The 12,556-nt window shown below is 50.8% G+C and carries 6 protein-coding genes; all 6 read right to left on the bottom strand.

Going from position 1 to position 12,556, the window contains the following annotated elements; all coding sequences use genetic code 11:
* Positions 1-176: 176 nt before the first annotated feature.
* Entirely contained in the window at positions 177-1,379 is a 1,203-nt protein-coding gene (tuf, locus tag ABF463_RS02605) for an elongation factor Tu (protein ID WP_415531982.1), read from the bottom strand.
* A gap of 118 nt (positions 1,380-1,497) precedes the next feature.
* A complete protein-coding gene (gene fusA, locus ABF463_RS02600; RefSeq protein ID WP_415531981.1) occupies positions 1,498-3,582 on the bottom strand; it encodes an elongation factor G in 2,085 nt (694 codons plus the stop codon).
* Positions 3,583-3,634: 52 nt separating this feature from the next.
* Positions 3,635-4,105, bottom strand: a complete 471-nt coding sequence (gene rpsG, locus ABF463_RS02595) for a 30S ribosomal protein S7 (RefSeq protein WP_415531980.1) — start codon at positions 4,103-4,105, stop codon at positions 3,635-3,637.
* Positions 4,106-4,258: 153 nt separating this feature from the next.
* A complete protein-coding gene (rpsL, locus tag ABF463_RS02590) occupies positions 4,259-4,699 on the bottom strand; it encodes a 30S ribosomal protein S12 (protein ID WP_415531979.1) in 441 nt (146 codons plus the stop codon).
* A 270-nt stretch (positions 4,700-4,969) separates the two neighbouring features.
* Entirely contained in the window at positions 4,970-8,491 is a 3,522-nt protein-coding gene (gene rpoC / locus ABF463_RS02585; protein WP_415531978.1) for a DNA-directed RNA polymerase subunit beta', read from the bottom strand.
* A 183-nt stretch (positions 8,492-8,674) separates the two neighbouring features.
* A complete protein-coding gene (rpoB, locus tag ABF463_RS02580; protein ID WP_415531986.1) occupies positions 8,675-12,373 on the bottom strand; it encodes a DNA-directed RNA polymerase subunit beta in 3,699 nt (1,232 codons plus the stop codon).
* Positions 12,374-12,556: the final 183 nt, after the last annotated feature.

Below are 12,556 nucleotides of genomic sequence, written 5' to 3'. Positions count from 1 at the left end.
GTATATATTCTGTAAAGCCACAGGTACAGAATGTAATAAAAAAGATTTTACCGTTTTTGCTTAACACCGATACAATTACAATCTAGGCCGCCCCATATAAAAGATCCCCCAACCGTATGATTGTACGATTGGGGGATCTTGACATTTATAGTTATTGCTTATAGAAAAATGAGATATTAGTCTTTAACAGCAGTAACCATACCGGAACCGACTGTGCGGCCACCCTCACGGATGGAGAAACGCAGACCTACTTCGATAGCAATCGGAGTAATCAGTTCCACATCCATGGCAACATTGTCGCCAGGCATGCACATCTCGGTACCTTCCGGCAACTCCACGACACCAGTCACGTCCGTGGTACGGAAGTAGAACTGTGGGCGATAGTTGTTGAAAAATGCTGTGTGACGGCCGCCCTCTTCTTTGGAAAGGACATAGACCTGACCAGAAAATTTGGTGTACGGATGGATCGTGCCCGGTTTGCAAAGAACCTGACCGCGTTCCACGTCTGCACGCTGCACACCGCGAAGCAATGCGCCAACGTTGTCGCCGGCCTCAGCAAAGTCAAGCACTTTACGGAACATTTCCAAACCGGTAACGGTGGTTTTCTTCCGTTCGGTGGTAAGACCGATGATCTCAACTTCTTCGCCGACTTTAATTTGTCCACGCTCCACACGACCGGTGGCAACAGTACCACGACCGGTAATGGTGAAGACATCTTCAACAGGCATCAAAAACGGCAGATCGCTCTTCCGTTCCGGAGTCGGGATATATTCATCGACTGCATCCATCAAGTCCAGAATGCATTTGTATTCTGGAGCGTTGGGATCGGTGGATGTGCTCTCAAGAACCTGCAGAGCAGAGCCTTTGATGATTGGCACATCGTCGCCCGGGAAGTCATAGTTGGAAAGCAACTCGCGCACTTCCATCTCGACAAGGTCGAGCAGTTCCGGATCGTCAACCTGATCAACTTTGTTCATGAACACAACGATATACGGCACGCCAACATTGCGGGCCAGCAGGATGTGCTCACGGGTCTGCGGCATGGGGCCATCGGCAGCGGACACAACAAGGATTGCACCGTCCATCTGCGCGGCACCGGTAATCATATTTTTAACATAGTCGGCATGACCCGGGCAGTCAACGTGAGCATAATGCCGTTTTTCGGTTTCATACTCAATGTGTGCCGTGTTAATGGTGATACCGCGCTCCCGCTCTTCCGGAGCCTTGTCAATCTGATCATATGCCTGATATTGCGCGTCGCCTTTCAAGCCCAACACCTTGGTGATTGCAGCTGTCAAGGTAGTTTTACCATGATCGACGTGACCAATGGTACCAATGTTGACATGCGGTTTTGTTCTCTCGTATTTCGCTTTTGCCATGTGAGTTTGTCCTCCTTTTATTCTTACAAATCAAGCAGTAACTTTCGACCCAAATTTATAGATTCATTTTAGCAACTCGGGCAGTGAAATGCAAGCAAAAATCACGTTAGGAGTGAATTCATTCCCCTTTTTTGTTGCGGGCAGTGATAATCTTCTCCTGCACACTTTTCGGAACTTCTGCATAATGATCCGGTTCCATCGAATACTGACCACGCCCTTGTGTTTTAGAACGCAAGTCAGTCGAGTAACCAAACATTTCCGCCAAAGCCACAAATGCAGTGATTTGCTGCATGCCATTGCGGGATTCCATGCCTTGGATCTGTCCGCGACGGGAGTTCAAGTCGCCAATAACATCGCCCATATATTCTTCTGGCACGACAACGACCACTTTCATCAACGGTTCCAACAAAACGGGATCAGCTTTACGCATACCCTCTTTAAAAGCCATGGAAGCAGCGATTTTAAATGCCATTTCCGAAGAGTCAACTTCGTGGTAGGAACCGTCATACAGTGTTACTTTAACATCGACCACATTGTAGCCGGCAAGCACACCCGTCTGCATGGCACCTCGGATACCAGAATCAACCGCCGGAATATATTCCTTGGGGATTGCGCCGCCCACGATTCCATTCACAAATTCGTAGCCCTTACCGGACTCGTTCGGCTCCATCTTGATCTTGACATGACCATACTGACCACGTCCACCAGATTGGCGCGCATATTTATTGTCGATGTCGACAGTTTTGCGAATGGTCTCTTTATACGCAACTTGGGGAGCGCCTACGTTGGCCTCCACTTTAAACTCGCGAAGCATACGATCAACGATGATTTCCAAATGGAGCTCACCCATACCAGCGATGATCGTTTGCCCGGTTTCCTCATCCGTATAGGTTTTAAATGTCGGGTCTTCTTCAGCCAGCTTAGCAAGTGCGATACCCATCTTTTCCTGACCGGCTTTCGTTTTCGGCTCAATAGCCACACGAATAACCGGGTCAGGGAATTCCATGGATTCCAGAATAACCGGATGCTTCTCATCGCAAAGTGTATCACCAGTCGTAGTGTTTTTCAAACCAACTGCGGCGGCGATATCACCCGCGTATACCGTATCCAAGTCCTGACGATGGTTGGCGTGCATCTGAAGGATACGCCCCATGCGCTCGTCGTTGTCTTTAGTAGAGTTATAGACGGTAGAACCTGCGTTTACTGTGCCCGAATAGACACGGAAAAAGCAGAGTTTCCCAACAAACGGGTCGGTCGCAATTTTAAACGCCAGCGCAGAAAACGGTTCATCGTCTGACGCGTGGCGGTCTGTTTCCTCATCCGTGCCGGGAAGAGTACCTTTGATGGCTGGAATATCGGTCGGTGCCGGCATGTAGTCGATCACAGCATCAAGTAATTTCTGCACACCTTTGTTCTTATAGGAAGTACCGCAGGTGACAGGTACGATCTCGTTGCTGATAGTCGCTTTGCGCAGCGCCTGTTTCAGTTCTTCTTTGGAAATTTCCTGGTTTTCCAGGTATTTTTCCATGAGTCCTTCGTCGGTCTCTACTATGGCTTCCACCATGGCATGGCGGTATTCTTCAGCTTTCTCTCTCAAGTCGGCCGGAATTTCCTCCACGCGCATGTCCTTGCCCAAATCGTCATAATAGACATCAGCATTCATCTCCATAAGGTCGATGATGCCTTTGAAGGTATCTTCGGAACCGATAGGAAGCTGGATGGGAACAGCGTTGCATTTCAAGCGGTCAAGCATCTGCTCAATGCAGCTATAGAAATCAGCGCCCATGGTATCCATCTTGTTGATATAGACCATGCGGGGAACATTGTATTTGTTTGCTTGATGCCACACCGTCTCAGACTGCGGTTCCACGCCGCCTTTGGCAGCCAGCACGGTAACCGAGCCGTCCAAAACACGCAAGGAACGTTCCACCTCAACGGTGAAATCCACGTGCCCCGGTGTATCGATGATATTGATACGATGATCCTTCCAGAAACAGGTCGTTGCAGCAGACGTAATGGTAATACCACGTTCCTGCTCCTGCTCCATCCAGTCCATCGTCGCCTCACCTTCGTGAACCTCGCCGATTTTATGCGTGATACCTGTATAAAACAGGATACGTTCGGTCGTGGTGGTTTTTCCGGCGTCGATGTGGGCCATTATGCCAATATTGCGGGTCTTTTCAAGGGATACTTGTCTTGGCATAGCGTCCTCCTTTCGTTCTTCCTTCGATTATGCAAGGCCACAAAACAGGAGATTACCACCTGTAATGTGAGAAAGCCTTATTGGCTTCAGCCATTTTATGGGTGTCTTCCTTCTTCTTCACGGAGTTACCAACATTGTTGATAGCATCCATAATTTCGTTGGCAAGACGTTCCCGCATGGTTTTTTCGCTACGAGCGCGCGAATAAGTGGTCAGCCACCGCAAGCCCAAAGTCTGGCGGCGTTCTGGACGCACTTCCATTGGAACCTGATAGGTAGCACCGCCCACACGACGGGCTTTGACTTCCAAAACCGGCATGATATTTTCCATTGCAGCTTCAAAAGCCTCAAGGGCATCTTTCCCGGTTTTTTCCTTGATGATTTCGAAAGCGTCATATACGATTCTCTGTGCAACGCCCTTTTTCCCATCAACCATAATATTGTTGATGAGTCTGGTGACCAGCTTAGAATGATAAAGCGGATCGGGCAGGACATCCCTCATAGAAACGGAGCCTCTTCTTGGCACTTCGCTTCCCTCCTTCACATAATGAATTCACAGGTACTCGAAAGCGGTAGAAAATCTACCCTTTCGCGGTGCGGCAAAGGCGTTTCGATACAAGGGATGGCTTGCGCGCCCTGTATATAAAAACTGCCCTGCTTGGCACTTGTTACGTTCAAATTACTTCTTGGCCGCTCCGGCTGCTGCTCCCGGCTTCGGGCGTTTTGCGCCGTACTTGGAACGGGACTGCATACGCTTTGCGACGCCCTGCGCGTCAAGCGTACCGCGGATGATGTGGTAACGCACACCAGGCAAATCCTTGACACGACCGCCGCGGATCAACACCACACTATGCTCTTGCAGGTTGTGGCCGATACCGGGGATATACGACGTGACTTCGATGCCGTTCGTCAGACGAACCCTCGCAATTTTGCGAAGCGCCGAGTTCGGCTTCTTTGGTGTCATGGTCTTGACTGCCGTGCACACACCGCGCTTTTGAGGCGACTCCTGGTCAATGGCGACGTGCTTTTTGGTGTTTAGACCTTTTAAAAGCGCCGGCGCCTTCGCCTTTTTAATAGAGACCTCTCTGCCTTTGCGCACCAACTGATTAAAGGTTGGCATATTGCACCTCCTCATAGAATAGTTGTCTGCGGCATGGAAACAATGCCCACAACAGGGAAAACGGGCACTTGCCCGTCTGTTTTCCAGCACACATGCAGAGGCGACCGTGCTTTGCAACATGGCCGCCCACACAAGTACTCATTATATCATGCTATTTGGCATACTGTCAAGCATTTCCCTATCAGAACTGTAATTTTTCGCATTTCGATAATAGGAATCCAATCCCGACGTCTGCCATACGTTCTCTTATCGCACAAACAGTAATGCCTGTTACGCTTCCTCGTCCGGCTCAATTTCCACATCACGATAGCACTTCATGCCGGTACCGGCCGGGACCAGTTTGCCGATAATGACGTTTTCTTTCAAGCCCAACAACGGATCTACCTTGCCTTTGATGGCTGCATCGGTCAACACGCGCGTTGTCTCTTGGAAAGACGCAGCGGACAGCCATGATTCGGTTGCAAGGGACGCTTTGGTAATGCCAAGCAGTGTAGCGCTGGCAGTTGCCTGGCGCAGATCTTTTTCACCGGCTTCGATGTGGGCGCGCACTTTGGCGTTTTCCGCATCCAATTCCATGCGATCGATCAACACACCCGGCAGCAACTCTGTATCGCCTTCGTCTTCAACCCGCAACTTGCGCATCATCTGACGCACGATGACCTCAATATGCTTATCGTTGATATCCACGCCCTGCATCCGGTAGACGCGCTGTACTTCCTGTATCAAATAATCCTGCACACCTTTAGCACCTTTGATTGCCAAAATATCATGCGGATTTACCGAACCCTCCGTAAGCAAGTCACCCGCTTGTACGCGCTGGCCCTCGACCACATGAATGCGCGAACCATACGGTACAGAGTAAGAGCGGACATCATTTTGTTCTGCATCGGTCACGTTAACCGACCGACCACGTTTATCCTCGTGTAAACTGACGATACCTTCGATTTCGGATATGATTGCAAGATGTTTTGGTTTACGCGCCTCAAATAGTTCCTCGACACGCGGAAGACCCTGTGTGATATCCTCAGCGCTTGCGATACCGCCGGTATGGAATGTACGCATGGTCAACTGCGTACCGGGTTCACCGATGGACTGTGCGGCAATAATCCCAGCAGCTTCACCCACACATACCGCCTCGCCGTTGGCAAGGTTCGCACCGTAACAGCGCGCACAAACACCATGCTTTGCGCCGCAGGTCAACACCGAACGAATCCTAACTTCCGTGAGTCCGGATTTGACAATCTTAGCCGCAGCCGCATCATTGATCATCGTATCGCGGTCAGCCAGCAATTCGCCCGAGATTGGGTCGTGGATATCCTCTGAAGGATACCGGCCTACCAGACGATCCGTCAAAGGCTCAATCATCTCGTTGCCGTCTTTGATAGCGTAAACTTCAATGCCCTCATGTGTCCCGCAGTCTTCCTCACGGATAATAACTTCCTGAGAAACATCAACCAACCGGCGGGTCAAATAGCCCGAGTCGGCGGTACGAAGCGCGGTATCAGCCAAACCTTTGCGCGCACCGCGGGAAGACACGAAATATTCCAGAATATTCAAGCCTTCGCGGTAGTTGGCGCGAATCGGAACCTCGATCGTGCGGCCGGATGTGTTGGCGATCAAACCGCGCATACCGGCGAGCTGACGAATCTGGTTGAACGAACCACGGGCACCTGAATTGGCAAACATATAAATTGGGTTAAAACGATCCAGATTGTCATTGAGCGCATTGGCAACCTTTTTGGTCGTCTCATCCCAAATTTTAATGACATTGTCAAAACGTTCTTCGTCGGAATACAAACCGCGGCGGAATTTTTTCAGGACATTTTCGATTTTCGCTTCCGCCTCGTCAATCAATTCTTTTTTCTGCGGCGGAATGGTTGCGTCACAAACCGCAATGGTCAAGGCGCTGCGGGTAGAATATTTGTAGCCCTGTGACTTAATGCGGTCAAGCACCGCAGCGGTAACCGACGTACCATGCACTTTAATGCATTTTTCAATAATTTTGCCCAATTCCTTTTTGCCGGCCAAGAACGCAATTTCCAAGTCCAACTCGTGTCCTTCTTGCGTGCGGTCTACATAGCCAAGATCCTGCGGAATGGGAGTATTGAAAATAATACGGCCGACCGTTGCATCAATAATGCGTGTAGCAGGTTTGCTATTCACTTTTCCGCTCACACGTACCTTAATAGGCGCATGCAGCCCCACGACACCCTCGGCATAGGCCATCAGTGCCTCATTCTTGTCGCGGAAAACTTTATTTTCACCCGGTTCATTGGGTTTGATAAGTGTCAGATAATAGGAACCAAGCACCATATCCTGCGTCGGCACCGTTACTGGACGACCGTCAGACGGTTTGAGCAAGTTGTTTGCGGCCAGCATCAAAAATCGAGCTTCCGCCTGCGCCTCAGTGGAGAGCGGCACATGCACAGCCATCTGGTCACCATCAAAGTCGGCATTGTATGCCGTGCAAGCCAATGGGTGCAGTTTGAGTGCGCGACCTTCAACAAGAACCGGTTCAAACGCCTGTATACCCAGACGGTGCAAAGTCGGCGCGCGGTTGAGCAGTACGGGATGTCCTTTTATGACTTCCTCAAGCGCATCGAACACTTCATTCTTGGCACGCTCGACCATTTTGCGAGCGCTCTTAATATTGCTGGCAGTACCGGTCTCGACCAGACGCTTCATTACAAATGGCTTGAACAGTTCAAGAGCCATTTCTTTGGGCAGACCACACTGGTACAATTTGAGTTCAGGACCAACGACGATAACCGAACGGCCAGAGTAATCAACACGTTTGCCCAACAGGTTCTGGCGGAAACGACCCTGCTTCCCTTTCAGCATATCAGAAAGGGATTTGAGCGGGCGGTTGTTCGGACCGGTAACAGGGCGACCGCGGCGGCCGTTATCAATTAGCGCATCTACAGCTTCCTGCAGCATACGTTTTTCGTTACGCACGATAATATCCGGTGCCCCAAGCTCCAACAGTCGTTTGAGCCGGTTGTTCCGGTTGATAACCCGGCGGTACAGGTCATTTAAGTCGGATGTGGCAAACCGGCCACCGTCAAGCTGCACCATCGGGCGCAGATCGGGTGGGATAACCGGCACCACGTCGAGAATCATCCACTCCGGTCGATTACCGGAATTACGGAATGCTTCCACGACTTCCAGGCGCTTGAGAATACGGACTTTTTTCTGGCCGGAGGAGGTTTTTAATTCCGCCTTTAATTCGTCGCCCAACTTGTTGAGATCGATCTCGGCCAGCAGTTCTTTAACGCACTCGGCGCCCATACCAGCTTTGAAATCGTCTTCATATTTTTCCCGCATGTCGCGGTATTCTTTTTCGGTGAGCAACTGCTTCTTTTCAAGTGGCGTATTGCCGGGATCTACCACAATATAGGACGCAAAATACAGCACCTTTTCCAGCAAACGGGGCGACAGGTCAAGGATCAGTCCCATGCGGGACGGAATGCCTTTGAAATACCAAATGTGGGAAACCGGTGCGGCCAGCGCGATGTGGCCCATACGTTCACGGCGCACCTTGGAGCGAGTGACTTCCACGCCGCACCGCTCGCAAATCTTGCCCTTATAACGGATACGCTTATATTTGCCGCAATGGCATTCCCAATCCTTTGTCGGCCCAAAAATGCGTTCGCAGAACAGACCGTCCCGCTCCGGCTTCAGGGTACGATAATTGATGGTTTCCGGTTTTTTGACTTCCCCATGGGACCACTCCAAAATTTTATCCGGCGAGGCAAGACCGATCTTGATGGTATCGAAAACATTGAATTCCAAATTGCGCCGTCCCCTTCCCAGTTATGCTGACTGATTGAACCGATTCGTACAATAATCTGGTTCTCTTACATGCAGTCTGTACGGCAGTCCCACCGTCACAAAGTGCAATATTCTCGTTTATTTTCCGTCCAATGATTATGGGCAGTATGGGTTAACTGCATGGAAATAGCTGTGCGAACAAACTTACGCGTCGTCGTGGCTGTCATCCGTATTCAGTATGGAAAAATCAAGGGTGTCGGCATCTGTCGATTCCGCATCCGCCTCCGGTTCCCCGATCTTGAAGCTTGCTTCCAGTTCACTGTCTACAGCCACATCAGAAAATGCTTGATCGTCCACACGTCCCAGCCCAATATCGTCATCGTCAAAGTTGTCTTTCAGATCGATTTCCTCATGATTCTTGTCGAGCACTTTCATATCAAGACCCAGCGACTGGAGCTCTTTGATAAGCACCTTAAACGCTTCCGGAACACCCGGGCGCGGTACGTTCTGTCCTTTGACGATAGCTTCGTAAGTTTTCACACGGCCAACCACATCATCGGATTTAACCGTTTGGATCTCCTGCAAGGTATAGGCCGCCCCATAAGCCTCCAGCGCCCAGACCTCCATCTCGCCAAAACGCTGTCCGCCGAACTGGGCTTTACCACCAAGCGGCTGCTGCGTAACCAGCGAATACGGACCTGTGGAACGGGCATGGATTTTATCATCGACCAGATGGGCCAGTTTAAGGAAGTACATATAGCCAACAGTGACGGGATTGTCGAATGCATCGCCGGTACGACCGTCGTAAAGCTGGCATTTGCCGTCTTCGCGCAATCCAGCCTCCCGCAGGCAGTCGGCAATATCCCCTTCATGCGCGCCATCGAAAACCGGCGTCATGATTTTCCAGCCCAGTGCCTTGGCGGCATATCCGAGATGCACTTCCAACACCTGCCCGATGTTCATACGGGAAGGCACGCCCAGCGGATTGAGCACAATATCAAGCGGGGTACCGTCCGGCAGGAACGGCATATCTTCTGCGGGCAGAATGCGGGAAACGACACCCTTGTTGCCATGACGTCCGGCCATCTTGTCGCCCACGCTGATCTTACGCTTTTGAGCGATGTAGCAACGCACCACCATGTTCACGCCCGGATTCAGTTCTTCGCTGTTTTCACGGGTGAAGACTTTCATATCCACCACGATGCCATACTCACCATGCGGCACACGCAGGGACGTATCGCGCACCTCGCGTGCTTTTTCACCGAAGATAGCGCGCAGCAGACGTTCCTCAGCGGTCAACTCAGTCTCGCCTTTCGGAGTGACCTTGCCCACAAGGATATCGCCCGCGTGTACTTCGGCGCCGACACGAATGATACCGCGTTCATCCAAATCACGCAGCGCATCCTCGCCCACGTTCGGGATATCACGGGTAATTTCTTCAGGCCCCAGCTTGGTGTCGCGCGCTTCAAGCTCGTATTCCTCAATATGAATGGACGTATATACATCATCCATGACCAAGTGTTCGTTAAGCAGGACAGCATCTTCGTAGTTGTAGCCTTCCCACGTCATGAACCCAATCAAAACATTGCGTCCCAGTGCGATCTCGCCTTGACTGGTGGAAGGGCCATCCGCCAACACCTGCTTTTTGACCACACGTTCACCACGGTGGACGATCGGGTGTTGGTTAAAGCAGGTGCCCTGATTGGAACGCAGGAATTTGATGAGGTGATAATTGTCCAGACGGCCGGAATCGGTGCGGATGACCACTTCTGTAGCCGTCACACGTTCAACCACGCCTTCTTCTTTGGCAAGCACACACACACCGGAATCGACTGCGGCTTTATATTCCATACCGGTGCCGACGATGGGCGAATCTGTGCGCAGCAGCGGAACGGCCTGCCGCTGCATGTTTGAACCCATCAATGCACGGTTGGCGTCATCATTCTCAAGGAACGGAATCATTGCCGTGGCGACAGAAACCACCATCTTAGGCGACACATCCATAAAATCGATTTTTTCCCGTTCGATTTCCAGAATTCCATCGCGGTGACGAGCGGCAACTTTGGGACGTGCAAATCGGCCTTCCTCGTCAAGCGGTTCATTTGCCTGCGCGACCGTGTAGCCATCTTCCACATCGGCAGTCATATAGACCACCTCGTTGGTGACAACCCCGTTCTCTTTATTCACCTTGCGATAAGGCGCTTCAATGAATCCATATTCGTTAATGCGCGCAAACGAAGCCAAATAGGAAATCAAACCAATGTTCGGGCCTTCAGGGGTCTCGATCGGGCACATGCGTCCATAATGCGTGTAATGCACATCACGAACCTCGAATCCCGCGCGGTCACGGGACAGACCGCCCGGTCCAAGGGCAGACAGGCGGCGTTTGTGCGTTAATTCCGCCAGTGGGTTGGTCTGATCCATAAACTGCGACAATGGTGAAGATCCAAAAAATTCTTTAATGGATGCCATAACGGGGCGGGAATTGATGATCGACTGCGGCGTGATAGTATCAATATCCTGCGACTGGAGGTTCATACGCTCGCGGATGACACGTTCCATGCGGGAAAATCCAATGCGGAACTGGTTTTGGAGCAGTTCACCCACACTGCGGATACGGCGGTTGCCCAAATGGTCGATATCGTCAATCACGCCGATGTCGTTGGCAAGATTGTTCAGGTAATTAATGGAGGAGAAAATATCGTCAACAATGATATGCTTGGGTATCAAGTCGTCCATGCGCTCCGCAACAGCGTTTTTCAGTGCATCTTCGCCCTCGCAGGTATCAAGGATCTCCCGCAATACGGAAAAGCGGACTTTTTCCCGAATACCGCAGGTCTCCGGGTCAAACGGCAGAAATGCCGCGGCATCCACCATTCCGTTGGAAATCACCTTGACTTCGCGATCCAGCACCTGCACAAAAGCAGTATCCACACCCGCACGCTCAATCTCCATTGCCTTCGCGCGATTGAGAGTATCGCCTGCGTCGGCTATAATCTCACCAGTAAGCGGGTTCGCAAGAGGACGGGAAAGCGTACACCCTGCAAGACGGTTGCCAATGGCCAGTTTCTTATTGTATTTGTATCGTCCCACGCGCGAAAGATCATACCGGCGGGGGTCGAAGAACAGTGTGTTAATATGGGTCTGGGCACTCTCCACTGTGGGCGGTTCACCTGGACGCAACTTGCGGTAGACCTCCATCAAACCTTCTTCGATAGATTTGGTGTTGTCTTTTTCAATAGAACTCTTGATACGGTCATCGTCACCAAAAAAGTCAAGGATCTCGGCATCAGAACCAAGTCCCAGCGCACGGACGAACACCGTAACCGGAATCTTGCGGTTTTTATCGATGCGCACATAGAACACATCATTGGAATCGGTCTCGTATTCAAGCCACGCACCGCGGTTCGGTATAACGGTGGCAGAAAAGAGCTTTTTCCCAGTTTTGTCGTGCTGCATTCCATAATACACACCAGGCGAACGCACAAGTTGGGAAACAATCACACGTTCCGCGCCGTTAATAACAAACGTGCCGCTGTCGGTCATCAGCGGGAAATCTCCCATGAAGATTTCCTGTTCCTTCACTTCGCCGGTCTCGCGGTTGATTAGGCGTGCACGCACCCGCATGGGGGCTGCGTACGTGGCATCGCGCTCTTTGCACTCTTCAATGCCGTACTTTGGCTGGTTTTCTATTGTATAATCTACAAAATCGAGCACAAGGTTCCCGGTAAAATCAGTGATGGCAGATACGTCTTTAAATACCTCTTTTAAACCTTCGCCGAGAAACCACTGGTAAGAATTTTTTTGCACTTCGATGAGGTTTGGCATATCCAGCACCTCATTGATCTGCGCAAAGCTCATGCGGACGTTCTTGCCAAGCTGCACAGGCTTTACATTCACCATATATTCTACCACTCCATTCATTTGATTGACTTCAGTCGCGCAAAAACCGCTGTGACATCGTTTTGAGACAAGCACTTTGCGGAAAAGAAAGGTCTGCAAATAACATGCAGGACTATTGAACATTGAAAACACATATGCTATAATGTCTATGTCAGATACGTAAATGGAACATATGCTGAAAAA

The organism is Ethanoligenens sp., from assembly GCF_047718355.1.
Classification (GTDB): Bacteria; Bacillota; Clostridia; order Oscillospirales; family Ethanoligenentaceae; genus Ethanoligenens.
The sequence above is the reverse complement of the archived record's forward strand: the minus strand, read 5'-3'. Positions and strand labels throughout refer to the sequence as shown.